General features: G+C 40.6%; 15 protein-coding genes. 11 read left to right on the plus strand and 4 right to left on the minus strand.

Going from position 1 to position 16,970, the window contains the following annotated elements; all coding sequences use genetic code 11:
• Positions 1-117 precede the first annotated feature (117 nt).
• The 7 genes from AC1F2U_RS18330 (at position 118) to AC1F2U_RS18360 (ending at position 6,063) form a co-directional block, all read left to right on the plus strand.
• Entirely contained in the window at positions 118-2,331 is a 2,214-nt protein-coding gene (locus AC1F2U_RS18330; RefSeq protein ID WP_480262395.1) for a phosphoketolase family protein, read from the plus strand.
• Between the two features lie 219 nt (positions 2,332-2,550).
• Positions 2,551-2,856, plus strand: coding sequence for a hypothetical protein (locus AC1F2U_RS18335; protein WP_480262396.1), 306 nt, complete (start codon positions 2,551-2,553; stop codon positions 2,854-2,856).
• Positions 2,857-3,029: 173 nt separating this feature from the next.
• Complete coding sequence (locus tag AC1F2U_RS18340) at positions 3,030-4,358, plus strand: GIY-YIG nuclease family protein (RefSeq protein ID WP_480262397.1); 1,329 nt, start codon at positions 3,030-3,032, stop codon at positions 4,356-4,358.
• Between the two features lie 160 nt (positions 4,359-4,518).
• Positions 4,519-4,878, plus strand: a complete 360-nt coding sequence (locus tag AC1F2U_RS18345) for a hypothetical protein (protein ID WP_480262398.1) — start codon at positions 4,519-4,521, stop codon at positions 4,876-4,878.
• Positions 4,875-5,276: a PIN domain-containing protein gene (locus AC1F2U_RS18350; RefSeq protein WP_480262399.1), complete on the plus strand. Its 402-nt coding sequence runs from the start codon at positions 4,875-4,877 to the stop codon at positions 5,274-5,276. The genes AC1F2U_RS18345 and AC1F2U_RS18350 overlap by 4 nt, the downstream gene beginning before the upstream one ends.
• A 126-nt stretch (positions 5,277-5,402) precedes the next feature.
• Entirely contained in the window at positions 5,403-5,663 is a 261-nt protein-coding gene (locus tag AC1F2U_RS18355; protein ID WP_480262400.1) for a DUF2281 domain-containing protein, read from the plus strand.
• Complete coding sequence (locus tag AC1F2U_RS18360; protein ID WP_480262401.1) at positions 5,650-6,063, plus strand: type II toxin-antitoxin system VapC family toxin; 414 nt, start codon at positions 5,650-5,652, stop codon at positions 6,061-6,063. The genes AC1F2U_RS18355 and AC1F2U_RS18360 overlap by 14 nt, the downstream gene beginning before the upstream one ends.
• A 718-nt stretch (positions 6,064-6,781) precedes the next feature.
• Here AC1F2U_RS18360 and treS read toward each other — a convergent pair.
• From treS to AC1F2U_RS18380, 4 genes are all read right to left on the minus strand, one after another.
• A complete protein-coding gene (treS, locus tag AC1F2U_RS18365; protein WP_480262402.1) occupies positions 6,782-10,168 on the minus strand; it encodes a maltose alpha-D-glucosyltransferase in 3,387 nt (1,128 codons plus the stop codon).
• A gap of 652 nt (positions 10,169-10,820) precedes the next feature.
• Complete coding sequence (gene aroH / locus AC1F2U_RS18370; protein WP_480262403.1) at positions 10,821-11,231, minus strand: chorismate mutase; 411 nt, start codon at positions 11,229-11,231, stop codon at positions 10,821-10,823.
• A gap of 124 nt (positions 11,232-11,355) precedes the next feature.
• Positions 11,356-12,177, minus strand: coding sequence for a signal peptide peptidase SppA (gene sppA / locus AC1F2U_RS18375; RefSeq protein ID WP_099102028.1), 822 nt, complete (start codon positions 12,175-12,177; stop codon positions 11,356-11,358).
• 544 nt (positions 12,178-12,721) lie between these two features.
• The gene (locus AC1F2U_RS18380; RefSeq protein WP_480262404.1) at positions 12,722-13,018 is read right to left on the minus strand and encodes a hypothetical protein; all 297 of its coding nucleotides are present in this window, start codon (positions 13,016-13,018) and stop codon (positions 12,722-12,724) included.
• 454 nt (positions 13,019-13,472) lie between these two features.
• Here AC1F2U_RS18380 and AC1F2U_RS18385 point away from each other — a divergent pair, with 454 nt between their 5' ends.
• From AC1F2U_RS18385 to plsY, 4 genes are all read left to right on the plus strand, one after another.
• A complete protein-coding gene (locus tag AC1F2U_RS18385) occupies positions 13,473-14,267 on the plus strand; it encodes an MlaE family lipid ABC transporter permease subunit (RefSeq protein ID WP_480262405.1) in 795 nt (264 codons plus the stop codon).
• 119 nt (positions 14,268-14,386) lie between these two features.
• On the plus strand, positions 14,387-14,773 hold the full coding sequence (locus AC1F2U_RS18390) for a DUF3119 family protein (RefSeq protein WP_194043054.1): 387 nt from the start codon (positions 14,387-14,389) through the stop codon (positions 14,771-14,773).
• Positions 14,774-14,909: 136 nt separating this feature from the next.
• Positions 14,910-16,184 carry a DUF3086 domain-containing protein gene (locus AC1F2U_RS18395; protein ID WP_480262406.1) on the plus strand — a complete coding sequence of 425 codons (1,275 nt, stop codon included), beginning with the start codon at positions 14,910-14,912 and terminating at the stop codon, positions 16,182-16,184.
• Positions 16,185-16,274: 90 nt separating this feature from the next.
• Entirely contained in the window at positions 16,275-16,958 is a 684-nt protein-coding gene (gene plsY / locus AC1F2U_RS18400; RefSeq protein WP_480262407.1) for a glycerol-3-phosphate 1-O-acyltransferase PlsY, read from the plus strand.
• Positions 16,959-16,970 lie beyond the last annotated feature (12 nt).

Genomic DNA, 16,970 nt, shown 5'->3' on the forward strand with positions numbered 1-16,970 from the left:
AGTACTTATTCTAACGTTGCAAAAAAGCAATAAACTGTTACAACCTCGAAGATGTAAAATTTTGGTTAAATTCAACGAGCATCTACAGTTTCACCTCATCGTCAAAAGGTACTCAGCATGACTGCAATCTCCCCAAAGGCATCTTCAGCGCTTCCCAATTTTTCGGAAGGGATTCAATATTTTGGTGAAGCTTTACCAGAATTTGAAACTTATGGTGCAACTCCTGCTATTGAGTCGGGCAAAATAGCGATCGCATCGACCACAGACAAAGCAGCTGTATATCAAACTTTACTTGCTGCTGATGCCTTACGCTACCTAACCTTACAAGTTACTGCTACTAAAGCTTCTGGGCATCCCGGCGGATTCGCCAGCCAAGCAGAAGCTTATGCATCTCTTGTCATGCTGGGATACAAGAACATTATTACCGAAGTTGGACACCACGCCCCCGGATTTTATAGTGCCATGTTCTTGGATCGTTCGCTAGAGGACATGGGAATTTTTACAGTTCAACAATTGCGCGATCGCTTCCGAGAAAAGCACGGATTATTAGGACACCTTTCTGGTTTCATTCCCGGTATTCTCGCACCTGCGGGGCCTTTGGGACAAGGGCAACACTTTGCAATGGCGGCTGCACTATTGCACAAAGATAAGTTATTTCCCTTTACAGTTGGGGATGGTGGATTGGGTGAGCCTTATATTGTCAGTGCGATCGCTCACTTCCATACTGCTTATCCTGCTGTCACCAACTTTTTACCAGTGTTGGTGTGGAACGGTTACAGCCAAGAACATCACAGCATGGTTTCCCTGAAAACCAACGAACAGATGCAAGCATATTGGCAAGGTAACGGTTTTGATGAAGTGGTATTAGTTGATGCTAAGGATTTTGACGATAAAAACCAGCCAGGGGATTACGTTGATAGTACCGCCTTTTCCTTTGAGAAGCGCCTAGAATTTACGCAAGCAGTACTTTCAGGTGTAGATAAAGCAGCGCGTTCTGCACTCGGCGGCAAACTTACCGTTTTCATCATTAAACAACTCAAAGGTGCAGGAGTCCACGCGCGCGGGGCGAAATCTCACAACTTATATCCTAAAGATACGCTGGATGCGCCGCATATTATTAGTGCATTGCAAACCCGTGCTTTGTCAGCAGAAGCTTGGCAATTAGTCAGAACAAATGCCGAACGCGCCGGTGGTGGCCCAGCAGCAAAAACTGTGGTGACAGAATTTGAATTTCCATTACCAGAATTAGGCGAATTACCTTTAGAAGAATATGCAGTCGGTGGCGAACCGAAAGTTTCTACAACTGCGATGGGACGATTGGTAGGAATAGTGGGAAATAAAGATCGGAATTTCCTCGTCACCAACGCCGATGGTAACGAAGCATCTGGAATTGCCAACATCAACCAAGCATTAAAGATTATCCATCCCACAACCGACGATTTATATAATCAAGCACCAAACGGACAAGTTTATGAACCATTGAGTGAAGATGCTTGTGCCGGTTTAGCTGCGGGTTTGGCGTTAATGGGTGCGAGAACTTTGTGGTGTTCCTACGAATCTTTTGCCATCAACGGAGTACCAATTTGGCAAACTGTGACTCAATCAATGGCAGAATTGCGCCGTTCCACACCCTCCACTATTACTTTATTCACAGCTGGCGCATTAGAGCAAGGGCGCAACGGTTGGACTCACCAACGTCCAGAAATTGAAGCTTACTTTGCTTCGCTGATGCGAAATGGAAATGTTTTTCCATTATTTCCCCCCGATGCTAACAGTATCCAAGTTTGTTATGACTGGGCATTGAAAACTAAGAATAAGGGAATTGTGATTACTGCAAGTAAATCGCCGTTGCAAATTCGCACAACTTTAGAACAAACTCGTCAAGGGTTGCGCGATGGCGCAGTACTATTACATGAAGTTGCTGGCGATAAACAAGTTGTATTTGCTGTAATTGGCGATATGACATTAATGCCAGTATTTGAAGCTGCTGCTTTCTTAGAAACTGAAGGTATTGGTGCGAAGATAGTTTCTGTTATCAATCCTCGGCAATTGTATCGTAGCGATGATACTGCATGGGATACTTGTTCTGAACCCGAAGGCGGTTTCTTAGATGATGCAAAATTTGCCGAATTATTTGATGGTGATGCACTAATTGCGGTGACAGGTGGTGCTGCGGGGATGCTGGAACCAATTTTGTTAAGGAGTAAAGCGAAGCGCGACACCTTTGCATGGAAGCGTGGCGAAACTACAGCGAGTGCTGGTGAATTGATGGCGTTTAATGGATTGACTGCTGAGGCGTTGACGAAACGTGCGATCGCGTTAGTTCATTAAATGATGTTGCATAAATGCGGGATAAATTTATTGAATTTTACTTTGCGTTTCATCCCTAGATGCAGCAACGCCCATTAAATAAAGCTGGAATTGCTTCTACTTTTATCGCATTTATACGTATAGAAACGCTGAAATTGCGTCGGAATGCGTATATTTGCGTTTTTTTATTGAAGAGAACTTAGCAAGCAGGAAAAATGGGAGTAGATTTGCTGAAATTCTTTGACAAAAGCTGGTTTTGGAGTCGCAAAAGCTAGTTTTGAAGTTACAAAAGCTGGTTTTGAAGTCGCAAAAGCTAGTTTTGAAGTCGCAAAAGCTGGTTTTGGTGTCACAAAAGTTAGTTTTGAAGTCGCAAAAGCTAGTTTTGAAGTCGCAAAAGCTGGTTTTGAAGTCGCAAAAGCTGGTTTTGGAGTCGCAAAAGTTAGTTTACGAGTCAGAAACTTAGTTTACAAGTCGCAAAACTTGATTTTTGTAGCTAGGACGAAGGGTGATATTTTATCTGGAAGCGTGGGGAATGTGGAGACTTGAGGAAAAGTGCGATCGGGTTAGTGGATTAAGGATTTTCAAACCGCAGATGTACGCAGTTAAACGCGGATAATTTGGCGTATATTTGCGTATATTTGCGGTTTTATGATATAGCTTTTGATGTTTCTATAAAGCATAATTCAAAATATATATCTTTTATTTATGGGTGTCTAATTTTGTTAGAAAACATCAAAATATTTGAATTACCATCAGTTTATTTGTTGGATAAAGATCGTCTTCCTAATTGTGCGGCTATCTACTTTGTATTTGACAGTAAAGGACATATTATTTATATCGGTAGAACTATTAATTTAGTTGAAAGATGGAAAGCACATCATAGATTTAATCAGCTAAAAAGATTTAATCGGAAAAATCCTCTTAGGATTAGTTGGTTGACTTGTAGTAGTGATATAGAAAATCTATCAAATCTCGAAAATGAGTTTATCAAGTTATACAAACCACCCCTTAATTGGTCTAAAGTAGTAGTACCAATTAGAAAAATAACTCCAGCCGAAACTGCTTTACAGCAAAGTCTTCAGCAGCTAGCCAAGCTCAATGTTATGATAGTTGGCTTTGATCCAATATCAGATGGAGAACTACCAACAATATATTTAGTATATCCTGTTTATGGGATGAAAGGATTTTCTGGAAGTATTAGAACTGCATTAAAGAACATTAATAAAAAGGCTAGCTCACTAAAGTGGAAAGAATACAAAACTTATCCTAAATCTTCAGGTAAATTTGGTTTATGGGAGACTGAATACAACGGTTTAAGAATAGATTTATCTCCATTTGATAGTTTAGTTTACTTCATGGAACATTCAACTCATCGGACTCTAGCTGGAATAGAACTTATGGCATTTAGTAGGGAACAGCTAGAATTAATTTTAGATAAAAAAGAAGAGAATGATGAGAATACATCAGGTTTAGAAGCATTAGAAGACGATCCTATTCCAGTAGAAAATATTTATAGAAATCAACCTTTAAATAGTAATTATAAAAATAAAGTTGAAGTTGAACCTTGGGAGGAATTAGAACCAATGGCTGAAGGTGAAGTTAGAATAATGACTCGTCAGTTTGTTTATGTGGATGATATAGAAATAGAAGTATGTACTAACGACAATGGAAAGCATTTTGTTAGACACAATGTTTACTGGTGGATAATGCACAATCAGAAAAATCCTAGTCTTGAGTATAATAGAATAATAGAAAATTCCAAACATTCAGTTGATAGACTACCGACTATCAGATGGTCTGGTTATAAATTTAGATTTGAGATGATTAGGTTTAGTGAAGATGATGTAGAAGTTGAGAGTATACTATTTCCACTAGCTATGTTTGAAGACCTCATGAAAGACAAGTCAAGGTTTAATAGTCAAGCTCTAGAACAAATTTTAAGGGGTGAGTATAAATCAACTGACTATGATAGAGGAAGTATAAAACTATTTGTATGGCTACAATCTAATTCTATATCTTCGCTGCTTCAAACCAATAATAATAAGTAGCTTGAGTTGATAAAAATCAACAATTGCTTTAGATTAAATCCTTTTTAAAGTAATTATAAAATGTATTCTTGAGTCATCAAAGCTGAAACACCTGACTTTATTTCTTGATACAGCCTTAGCCAATTATAATATACTTAAGATTTTACACAAGGATGGAACCATGACTGACGCTCAAAATATGGTTCGCTTAAACTTAGATTTGTCACCTGAACTAAATCAGATATTAGACGAACTAGCAAATAAAATAGGCACAAGTAAAGGTGATGTTCTGCGTCAGGCTATAACCTTGATGCAAATCATGGTTATAGCTAAAGAGGAAACTAAAAAATTAGGAGTTCCAGAAGCAAATCAATTGATAGTTAATGAAATAATTGTCTCATCTGAACAGCAGCCAAAACCCCATGCATCAGAAGATTTTTTAGAAACCTTTGGAAGCTGGGAAGATACACGCACCGCAGAAGAAATTGTTGATGAAATATATTCAAGCCGTACTGTAAGCGATCGCAATTATAGCTTGTGAATTATTTACTCGACACTGATACATGTATTTATTGGCTTAAGGGTCGCCAGCCAGTCAGAGATAAATTATTAGCAGTCGGATGGGATGAAGTATGCATTTGTGTCATCACTGCTGCTGAATTGTATTATGGTGCATACAATTCTAATGGAGTTTCAGAAAACTTAGGTAATGCAGAAGACTTTATTCAAAACTTATCCGTCTTATCTTTAACCGATTTTGCTCTGAGAAAGTATGGTGAATTAAAGGCAGAATTCCGTAGAATAGGGCAAACAATTGCTGAATTTGATTTACTAATTGCTAGTGTTGCACTTGCAGAAAACTACACTTTAGTAACAAACAATACTCGTCATTATGAACGCATCAACGGATTAAAACTGGAAAACTGGACTCTGCTTTAAACACTCAACATTAGTTAGTCTCGATTATTTGGCTGTATGCCATTATAAATTAGATTATCAGCCGCGATCGCTTGAAAAGCAGTCTATAATAAGTAATACTATTTTCCTCAATCTTAGAAGTTAATTATGCTTATAAAACTTGAAGAAATATATAGAGATATTGATACTTTACCAGAAGAAGCTCAAGTATTACTACTTGATTTTATTCAGTTACTCAAAAAGCGGTATCCTCAATCAGAATCAGAAAATCATAGTCAAGAAAAAAGTCTCTATGATAAGTTTGATGAAATTGGATTAATTGGTTGTTGTTCTGTTGACGAAAATTTATCAACCACATATAAAGAAGTTTTATCTAATACATTAGATAATAAATATGATCGTCGTTGATACAGGATTTTGGTTAGCTCTTATTGATAAAAAAGACACTCACCACGAAAGAGTAAAACAAGCTTTAAAACAATATAATGAACCTTTAATTACAACATGGTGTGTTGTCACAGAAACCTGTTATCTTTTGCTAACTCGCAAGGGAATTGACGCTGAAATTATTTTTATAAATAGTCTGCAAGAAGAATTATTTACGATTTTTAATTTAGAACTTCACCATACTGCTCGAATTATTGAATTAATGAAAAAATATGCCGATCTTCCAATGGATTTGGCTGATGCTTCCCTAGTAATTTTAGCAGAACATTTAGGGCATGGACGCATTTTTTCAGTAGATCAGCGTGACTTTAATACCTATCGTTGGAAGCAAAGTTATCCTTTTGAAAATCTTCTATTTTGAAGTAATTATAAATTTATCAGCCGCGATCGCGCAATTTCTCTTCTCCCAATGGGATGAAGTTGTAGTTGTAGGTTGGGTTGAGGAACGAAACCCAGCATTCCCGTCTCTACGTAAAAAAAATCTTTTCTCCCTCAGAGGTTGTTTGAAAAGTGTTTCGCTGTGATTTTAGGCACTTATTGATCCCCCCTAACCCCCCTTAAAAAGGGGGGAACCGGAATCAAAGTCCCCCTTTTTAAGGGGGATTTAGGGGGATCTAAAACGTTTTGCTACCAAGAAGAGAACTTTTCAAACATCCTCTCAGACTAGAAGTCATATCAAGTCCGCTTGATTACTTATTAAACCCGAAGAACCCCACCCCCGCCAAAGCTATGCTTTGTCTCCCCTCCCGAAGAGCAGGGAGGGGCTGGGGGTGGGGTGTATTGACTGTGGTTAGCATAACTAATTATGCGGACATGATATCACTGGCTCACAAACAAAGTCTGCGAAGGCGGATTTCAATGTTTTGAAACCTGCAAAAGCAGGTTTTGTTTGTATAGCCGTGACTTCAGTCGTTTGGCACTCAAAAAGACAAGTTAAGGAAATGCGATCGCCTCATTGCCTTAGAGTAAATGTAAGCATTCAGGTCGAAAATTAAGGTATCAAAAATGGAGCGTGAAAATCTTTCCTTCCTCCTAATATTATTTATTTCTTACAGTTTATTCTGACTAGGAAAAACTGTTTAAGCAGTTTCACTCAGTAATCGCAGAATAAATTGGAGTGGAATTTCTACCCGATCGGAGCGATTATTTAGTTCATTGCCTACTGCATCAATCGCTTGCTCTAGAAGATAGGCAAAAAGCAGCACATCTAGTTCTTCTGTCGTCTTTGGCAGGAAAGATTCTTGACTAGCAGTTTCTAAATAAGAATTGAGAAAGCTAGTACTAACCCAGGTATACCAAAACTGTCCCCATTGTTCTAGAAGGGGTAAATTTTCCGGCAGGATCATCCCAGATTCTTTTTGATAGCCTAGAGCATCGTTAACTGCATAGTTGAAAGATAGCAACATTCCTGCTACATCTTGTAGAGGCGATCGCTTTATGCGTCGTTCGCTAAAACTACGATCTGCTTTGCCTTCAAAATCAGGAATAATAAAGTCTTTTCCTGTGTAAAATACTTGCGATAAATGGTAGTTTCCATGATGACGAGTACGCAATGTAGTAATTTTTTGCCCGACAACTAACTGAAAGCGTTCTAAGATTTTCTCTTGACTATTAAGAACTTCTAATGCTAATGGTTGAGTATCGGCTGGCAAGTATTTTACTCGTTCTTTTAACAACCGAAATACTTGTCCAGTTAAGTTACGTGCATTTTGATATATTGAACGTTGATAAAGTGATGAAAAAGATTCTGGAGCAAAGTCTGAGCTATCTATATTTGTTGCCAGCGCTATATGGAATTCAGCTGTGGATTTACCCAACATCTCAACACTTTGTAGGTAAGAAGTGATAGTTGCAATTGCCAATTCTGGAATCTCAATTCTCTGTAAATCCAACAAGGAACCTGATGGCAGAGGCACTTCGGTAATAGCGGCGTGTTCTGTGGTAACAAAATCAAAGTAGTTTTGCAAACTATCAAGAGTGTAGTCCCAGCCACTGCGGATATCTGAAATGAACTCTTGTAATATGCCTATAGTGGCGGGTTGAGCAGTTTTATTGCCTGTTTTATTTCCACGGCGGTATTCTAAAGCACCAGCTAGGAAAACTGAGTTTTGCAAGCGTTTTTTCTGGTATAGGAAACGCCGGATTTCTAAATCTGGGTGCAAACCCTCCTCGACTTTACGGAAGAGTTTCAACAACAAGCGATCGCCATAAACTATATAAGTATTGGTTTGTTCTTCTTTATTCAGAACAATCGGCTCATGATTGGTTAACTGTCGGCGCAATTCGGAGAATGAATCAGTAGTAGTGCCAAATAATTCTCCGCTTATCCCTTTATAAGAGTGATGATTAGCGATCGCATCATCTAGCAGCGAGGTGAGAAAGTTCTTGTCTGCTAAAGCATCAAATAAAATTCCACCTTCTTGAGTATTGGGTGGAGGAGTGTCTATTTTGCCTTGCACCCTCAGCCGTGCAATTACAGCTTGCGGCATTTCTGCCAAAAGATGTGTTGCTTGCTCACCTTCTGCATAGGCGAGAAATAACAGATAAGTTTCGTGGTTTCCCTGGCTATAATCTACCTGCAACCAAACAATTTGAGCTATCTGCTGGTTATAGGGTAAAGAAATCGCTTCAATGATTTGTACTGATTGTACAGTCTGAGTTTTACCGCCAAACCAGCTACAGGTATAGAGGTAATCCCGCAGTGTTGATTCTAGAATGCTTTTTGACTCTCGTTGCAAAATCACATTCTGCCATGAACCATTTACCAGCAAATAGCTCAAGTCTGCTTGGGGTTTAAGGGGTTGAGTTGAGCTAGGTTTGCGTTGTAAGGTGAACCAGTAAAATCCGTAAGGACTTAAGCTGAGGAAATAGGGCGATTCTGTAATCGGTGGAAACTCGGTGGAACCAAAAATTTCTATTGGTAATAACCCATTGAAGGTTGATAAATCTAACGCTACCGTTTGCACATAATGAGATAAATTTGCGACTACCAAGACATATTCTTCAGAGGCAATCCGGCTGAAGGCAAAAACTTTGCGATTATTAGACTGTACCAATTCAAAACGCCCTTCACCCAATGCCGAAAACCGTTTGCGAGTAGCAATTAAACGTTTCATCCAATACCAGAGAGAATTGGTATTAGTCCGTTGTGCCTCGACGTTGAGTGCTTCGTAATGATATTCTGAGTCAACGATGACGGGTAGATACAAGCGTTGCGGGTTGGCGCGACTAAAACCAGCGTTGCGGTCAGAACTCCACTGCATAGGTGTGCGAACACCATTGCGATCGCCTAGATAAACGTTATCTCCCATGCCAATTTCATCACCGTAGTAAAGTACGGGGGTTCCTGGCAGAGATAACAGTAAACTATTGAGTAACTCAATTTGGCGGCGGTCATTGCCCAAAAGCGGCGCTAATCTGCGGCGGATGCCTAAATTTACCCGCATCATTGGGTCTTGTGCATAGGCCCCATACATAAAATCCCGGTCTTCATCTGTCACCATTTCTAGAGTCAGTTCGTCATGGTTGCGGAGGAACAATGCCCACTGACAGTTATCAGGAATCGATGGAGTTTGCTGAAGAATATCTACAATCGGAAAATTATCTTCCATCCGCACTGCCATAAACAAGCGCGGCATTAGGGGAAAATGAAAGTTCATGTGACACTCATCCCCTGCACCGTAATATTGAGCTGCATCTTCAGGCCATTGGTTCGCCTCAGCTAATAACATCCGGTTAGGAAATTTCGCGTCGATGTGCGATCGCAACTCCTTCAAATAAGCATGGGTTTCAGGTAAGTTTTCGCAGTTCGTTCCTTGCCGTTCGTAGAGATAAGGCACAGCATCCATGCGTAGTCCATCTACACCCATCTCCAACCAAAAATCTAGAACATCAAATACCGCTTCGCGCACCAAGGGATTGTCATAATTCAAATCCGGCTGATGGGAATAGAAACGATGCCAGCAATAAGCTTTGGCAACTGAATCCCAAGCCCAGTTAGATGTCTCAAAATCTTGGAAGATAATTCGCGCTTCTTGGTATTTTTCAGGAGTATCACTCCAAACATAAAAATCTCGCTCCGGACTTCCTTTCGGGGCGCGACGTGCCCTTTGAAACCAAGGATGTTGGTCGGAAGTATGGTTAATAATTAACTCAATAATTACACGAATACCGCGCTGATGAGCAGCGCTCAAAAACGCTTTAAAGTCTTCTAATGTGCCATAGATAGGATTAACACTAGTATAATCAGCAATATCGTAACCATCATCCCTGAGTGGTGAAGGGAAAAAAGGTAACAACCAAATGGCAGTAATACCTAAATCTTGTAAATAGTCTAGTTTTTCTGTCAGTCCTGGAAAATCACCAATACCATCACCATTACTGTCAGCAAATGTGCGAACACCTAGTTCGTAGATAATTGCATTTTTGAACCATAACGAGTCATCTTTCAAGCTGGAGTTTGGCATTTTAAAAAGATATGCGATCGCATATCCAATAGAACTATATTTTACTTGATACAATCGCTGAGATTATCAGCTTATTTATCTTACACGAGTAATGTTTACGCTTTCTTGCTTAAGTAATGAAACTACCAAACGAGCTATATTTAGTCATAAATAATCATCCCAACTGCGTATATACATATAGCAGTTTTCATTTGCATGAAGTAAAAAGTTACGGGTTTTGAGGCAGGTGGTCACTGAGCGTAGTCGTTGGCGCAGCCTCTTGTAGAGAAGTGAGGCAGAAACTTCTTATATCTGATGTTCCCGTACTGCATTTTGAACTTCACTTAAAAAGCAACCTGCTGTACATATATCACGGTTGCTGAGTTGTATTTTGGTGCTTATAATTCTCAACGAGTAGTGGAAAATTTAACTAGTGCAAAAGAATTTATTCAAAACTTACCCATTCTACCTTTAAGCGATTCTGCCCTTAGAAAGTATGCTGAATTAAAGGCATAACTCCGTAGAATAGGACAAACTATTGCTGAATTTGATTTACTAATTGCTAGTGTTGCAGTTGCAGAAAATTTTAGTAACAAACAATACTCGTCACTACAGCCGCATTACTAATTTACAGTTCGAAAACTGGATTTATTCTTAAAAAATATTAAGTATTTTACACTTTTGACTTAACTGCTTGCTGTGATGCTTGTATCTGAGGCAAACTCCAGTCGGGACGCAAGCTAGCGGCGTTGCGTAAATAAATATGATGAATTGAGGCGGAGGCTGGCAGATAGGCGTGGATTAAGAAGCGAATACAGCGCTGTAAGCTGCCTTCGACGTGCATTTGCTGCACATCCAACATAGCCACATTATCCCAACCAGGACGCGCTCTGGCGATCGCAGCTGGAAAAACTGCATCCAAATCGCGTGTCACTGAGAAAGTCACACTAATGATGTCCGTTGGCTGGAATTGATTCCGGTTTTCCAGTTCATCTAGTAGTTCTGTAACCACTTCTTGGATTGTCTCAACAGTATTTTCTGAAGCGGTTGTTGCTCCGCGAATAGCCCGCATTTGCCAGTCCACGCCAAAATCCTCCTTAATTAGTCATTGGTCATTGGTCATTGGTCATTGGTCATTGGTCATTGGTCATTGGTCATTTGACTGTGAACAAAGGACAAAAGACTAATGACTAACGACAAACAATTATTTAGGGTCGATATAACCACAGAGGTAAACCGCTAGTAGACATTTCAAATTCGAGCCAATCAATACCAGCCCCAATTCCTGATGAAAACTGACGACTTCCTGGTATAAAGCGACTCAATAAGGGTTTACGTTCTTCTAGGGTATAGCAGAGAGTTTTTTCTGGATCGAGACCAACCAGTTCTGCTGTCCAACGACGGGCATCTTCTTCTGTGCCCAAGCGGTCTACAACACCCAAAGCTAGGGCTTGCTGTCCAGTAAAAATCCGGCCATCGGCGAAACTTTTTACAGCTTCTACCGTTAAAGAACGGCCATCAGCTACCGTTTGGACAAACTGCTGATAACTTGTGTCAATCAACTCTTGCAGGATGTGTTCTTCTGGTTCGGTCAGTTGCCGATCGAAAGCCAAAATGTCTTTGTAAGGGCCAGACTTAATTACCTGGAAGGAAACACCGATTTTTTCTAGCAAGCGTTCCAAGTTATTCCCACGCAGAATCACACCAATGCTACCCGTAATTGTACCTGGGTTGGCAACGATGTGTTCGGCTCCCACGCCGATGTACACTCCTCCAGAAGCCGAAATATTGCCAAAGCTAGCGACGATTTTGATTTTCTCGCGCAGACGCTTTAAGGCACTGTAGATTTCTTGAGAATCTCCGACTGTACCGCCAGGGCTATCGATACGTAGCAATAATGCCGGAAACTTTTTTTCTTCTACAGTTTTCAGGGCTTCTAGGACGCGTTTGCGAGTAGCACTGGCGATCGCACCAGTAATTTCAATCCGCGCAATTTGTTTTCTAAACTTGGGCTTAAACGGCCAAACCATGAGCTGTCAACATACCTCGTAATAAATTCAATATAAGATCCCCAACGGTCAGACGACCTGCTTTCCTCTGTTAAGAAACATGAGCAGGCATTGCGATCGTCAGAATTTTAAGGAAATTTTTATATTTTTCAGTGAGTTTTATTTGATATTCTCGATTAATCCTAATCAAATCCTCAAAGATTGCAGCTAGCACAAAATGCCAAACTCTAGTTTAGCGTTAACGTGATGATTTAGAAAGGCTATTTTAACTATTTTGCAAAATTAAAAGTTCTCAATGCCTTGTTATTCTGGCTTTTTGAATGTTTGAGGACTGGTTTTACTAAGGTCGCGCACGTTTACTAGTTGTCAGTAATTAATAACTAATAACTAATGAATATATAAATATTTAATCAATTACTTCGACACTCAATTTAATTAATCCAAATTCATTCAGCAACACTAATCTCTATTTAGGTTATAGACTAGTAGTACTTTCACTCTTGGAAATATCACTTTTTCCTGTCTTATACAGCCCAATAATCTCCTGATAAAGCGATTTCACTACTCAAGAATCTATCCGTAAAATTTGATACCGATAATAGACAAACATATCAAACAGTGCCCCAACGAAACTACAGGTTAAGCTAATTACAAATAATCCGCGTAGGGGAGTTCCACTGCCGAAGGTGGCGAGAAAATGAATAATCTCAGTTGCGATCGCCTCAGTTAACTCTTGTAAGCAGGGGATGTTACCAATGAGGGACAGAACGAGGAATCCGCCGCCAACGAAAAAGATGGGAAGGACAAAACTAAAAATGATTGTGAGTACAAGGGAGCGGAGAAAGTTAGTGAAAATAGTCATTTAAGACAAACTCCGTGAGTAGAGATGACAAGAGCAAGATAGCGGTTTGTCATTTTCTACAATACGGGCGATCGCTCCAGAGCAGCGAATCTGTCAAAAATCTTAAGTTTTCATTAAAATAAATGGCTAGCAGTTACAGCCCATGCTGGGGATAAAAAAAGCGGCTGAAATCTACAAAAGCCTTGTAAAATCGAGGTTATTGCCAAGAGGAGTACTTATTTATTGCTTTAGAGCACGTTTAAGAACAGCTTTATTTTCTGAGAACATCTTTAATCTAAGTTAATATTCAGTCCTATTCGGGGAGTGAGGAGGGGAGCAGGGGAGCAGAGGAGAAGTTACAGTAAGTTTTTCCCTTCTGCCCCTCTGCACCTCTGCTTCTTGTGCCCAATGCCCCATTCCCCATTCCCATGACTTCCGCTATTCTTAAGGCAGTTACCGAGTTAGCTACAGAACATTGAACCAGACTACATCCAAATCCAGTTTAGGGGAATGGAGTCAGCGGCTGCTGGCGGCGATTTTTCTGGGTGGGCAAGTACTAGTTCACCTATTGAGAGGCAAAATCCATCGGCGCAATACCTTAGAACAAATGGCAGCAGTTGGGCCAGATTCCTTATTTATTGCCCTATTGACGGCTATTTTCGTTGGCGCAGTGTTTACGATTCAGGTGGCGCGAGAATTTATCAACTTTGGCGCAGGAAACATTATCGGCGGAGTCCTTTCTGTAGCGTTGACACGAGAACTTACTCCTGTGTTAACAGCAGTGATTTTGGCCGGACGAGTCGGTTCTGCTTTTGCAGCAGAAATCGGTACCATGCGAGTCTCAGAACAAATTGATGCCATGTTGATGTTGAGAACAGATCCGATTGATTATCTGGTTATCCCCCGCGTTCTTGCTTGCTGTTTCATGCTACCAATTTTAACCCTTCTGTCTTTAGTGACAGGGATGTTCGGAGGATTCATCATTGCGACCAATATCTATAACCTGTCTGATACGGTATTTCTAGACTCAGCCCGTAACTTTCTTGGTATCTGGGATATTTTTAGCGCCATGATTAAAGCCTGTTGTTTTGGCATTTTAATCGCTGTAATTGGTTGCAGTTGGGGGTTGACGACAACAGGAGGTGCCAAAGGTGTAGGACAGTCAACTACAACAGCTGTTGTGACTGCCTTGCTGATTATATTTGTTAGCAACTTCTTTCTTTCTTGGTTAATGTTTCAGGGGACTGGCAGTGCATTCATAGGGCTATAGAAGTGAGGAGTTATGAGTTATGAGTTAAAATTCCTCACTCTTAACTCTTAACTCTAACTTCTAACTCCTGACTCCTAAAATAGGAGAGATGCCTACTAAACAAAGCAGGATTTAAAACTGTGACCAGTTCATTTGTTTCTAACTCCACATCAACTGTGGAACTCAAGCCTAGTTACAATATACCCATAGTGTTGGTGATTGCCGCGATTCCACTACTGTTGGTACAACCGTGGGTAGGCTCCGTTTTCACTCTGTTTGGTTTGTTTCTCATGTTTCAGGCGTTAACGCTGCGTTTGCAATTTACCGCTACCGACTTAGATATTTACAGAGGCGAAAAATTGATTCGACGCTTTCCCTACCAAGAATGGCAAAACTGGCGGATATTTTGGAATAGAGTCCCCATTTTGTTTTACTTTAAAGAAATTAAAAGTATTCACTTTTTGCCGATTTTATTTGACCCCAACACCTTGAAAACTTGTTTAGAACAACGTTGTCCGCGTATTTAGTGCTGATTGCCATCTGTTCTGAGTCGTTTTGATATAGACTCAGAACTCAGCACTCATGCTCAGGACTTTTATAGCAGGTCAATTGTAATATTTCTGAAAGCTATTTATTCGCGTCATAGGAATTACACTATTGTTTATGAACCCAGAGGCATCTCAAACCCCAGAACCAATTGATGAGCGGTTGGCAGAAAAACCAGAAGAGAACAATGCAATTGAACATCCAGTAAATCCATCAGTTGAGTCAGTGGTAGACACAAAAGCCATTAGCTCATCGGAGGACTACACAAATTTTGAGCCAATCATTTCCAGTGCAGAAGTGGTAGATTCTACAGTAGAGCTAACAGAAAATTCAAATGGCGAGTTTGTAGCGCAGTTAGAAGCGGAAAATGCCGCTCTGGGGTCTGAAATAGGATCGGGAAATCATTCATTATATGTAGAAGCAGAGCAGCGGATAGCAGAGTTGCAGAGTGCTGAAGCAGTTCTCAAGTCAGAAATAGCCAAGCTGCAAACTTCTTACGATAAGCTTCAGACACAGGTGAGTGAAACTCAAACCTCGCTGGGGCGAATCGTGCAAGAGTCGCTAGTCCAGTTAGAACAACGCAAACAAACCCTGCAAATTTCTGTAGAACAATTAGAACGCCGTCAAGAGCGTATCCGCAATGAGATGCGAACCACTTTTGCTGGTACATCCCAAGACTTGGCAATCCGGGTGCAGGGTTTTAAAGACTATCTCACGGGTAGCTTACAGGATTTGGCCTCTGCCGCCGAGCAGTTGCAACTAACGCCAAGTGTGGTGGAACGAGAAAAACCATCTGTAAAAGAGGCTAAACCAGCTGAACCCCAACCTGGAATACCCCAATTTGCCCAACAGCAGTTTCAAGATACGACAAAGCAAATTCGCCGCCTCATTGACCAATATCGCAATAAACCAGATTACTACGGCCCACCGTGGCAACTACGCCGTACCTTTGAACCAATCCACGCTGAACGAGTTTCCAACTGGTTTTTTACCCAAGGAGGAAGGGGTGGTTTGCGGACAATGGGTAGCCGCTTACAGAATATTTTGATTGCCTCAGCTGCAATTTCGATATTACACAAGCTGTATGGCGATCGCGTCCGTACTTTAGTTTTAGCTAATACACCGGAGCGATTAGGTGAATGGCGGCGTGGCTTGCAAGATTGTCTAGGAATCGGTCGCCCAGATTTCGGCCCAGACCGGGGTGTGGTATTATTTGAGGCATCTGACGCTCTCGCTCAAAAAGCAGACCGATTGACGAAAGCCAATCAATTGCCTTTAATTATTATTGACGATTCAGAAGAACAAATTAGTCTGTCACTGTTGCAATTTCCCCTGTGGTTAGCCTTTGCCCCTGACCCCAAAATAGTGAGAAACTATGATGATGACTTTTAAATGAGTCATTAGTCATTAGTCATTTGTCATTTGTCATTGGTCAAGAGTAATACCTCTTGACTTTTTAAATTTTGAATTTTGAATTTTATTATGGCTATTTGGTTAATTCTGTGCGGGGCAATTGTAGTCATCGCTTACCTGCTGGGTTCTTTTCCCACTGGCTACATTGCTGTAAAGCAGTTAAAAGGTATTGATATTCGGGCAGTTGGTTCCGGTTCTACTGGCGCAACTAATGTACTAAGAACCTTGGGCAAAGGGCCAGGAGCATTGGTTTTAGTACTTGATTCCTTAAAGGGAGTATTAGCGATCGCTCTAGTTTATTGGTTGTTCAATTTTGAACCAATTCAAAATTATATCCCTCAAACGGTAGATGTACAACTGTGGCAACCGTGGTTAGTAACAATATTTGGGTTAGCTGCCATTCTGGGACATAGTAAATCAATTTTTTTGGGCTTTACGGGTGGTAAATCCGTTGCTATCAGTTTGGGAATTTTGTTGGCAATGAATTGGCAGGTAGGTTTAGCAACAGCGGGTGTGTTTGCCGTCGTTGTGGCGATATCGCGGATTGTTTCTTTAAGTTCAATAGCAGGCGCGATCGCAGTTTCCATTTTCATGGTACTTTTGCATCAACCTTTACCCTATATTCTGTTTGGGATTGCCGGTGGGTTGTATGTGATTTTGCGCCATCGCGCTAATATTGAACGACTGTTTGCGGGAACGGAGCCAAAAATTGGGCAACCTGTAGCGACAGAACCCGAACAAACTGCATCATAGGTAAGCGAGAGC

It is taken from the genome of Nostoc sp. LEGE 12454 (assembly GCF_056620565.1).

Coding starts and splice junctions, on each gene's coding strand:
- AC1F2U_RS18330 (WP_480262395.1), top strand. CDS start 118: ATGACTGCAATCTCCCCAAAGGCATCTTCAGCGCTTCCCAATTTTTCG.
- plsY (WP_480262407.1), top strand. CDS start 16,275: ATGGCTATTTGGTTAATTCTGTGCGGGGCAATTGTAGTCATCGCTTAC.
- treS (WP_480262402.1), bottom strand. CDS start 10,168: ATGCCAAACTCCAGCTTGAAAGATGACTCGTTATGGTTCAAAAATGCA.
- AC1F2U_RS18380 (WP_480262404.1), bottom strand. CDS start 13,018: ATGACTATTTTCACTAACTTTCTCCGCTCCCTTGTACTCACAATCATT.
- sppA (WP_099102028.1), bottom strand. CDS start 12,177: ATGGTTTGGCCGTTTAAGCCCAAGTTTAGAAAACAAATTGCGCGGATT.
- AC1F2U_RS18355 (WP_480262400.1), top strand. CDS start 5,403: ATGCTTATAAAACTTGAAGAAATATATAGAGATATTGATACTTTACCA.
- AC1F2U_RS18395 (WP_480262406.1), top strand. CDS start 14,910: ATGAACCCAGAGGCATCTCAAACCCCAGAACCAATTGATGAGCGGTTG.
- AC1F2U_RS18360 (WP_480262401.1), top strand. CDS start 5,650: ATGATCGTCGTTGATACAGGATTTTGGTTAGCTCTTATTGATAAAAAA.
- AC1F2U_RS18345 (WP_480262398.1), top strand. CDS start 4,519: ATGACTGACGCTCAAAATATGGTTCGCTTAAACTTAGATTTGTCACCT.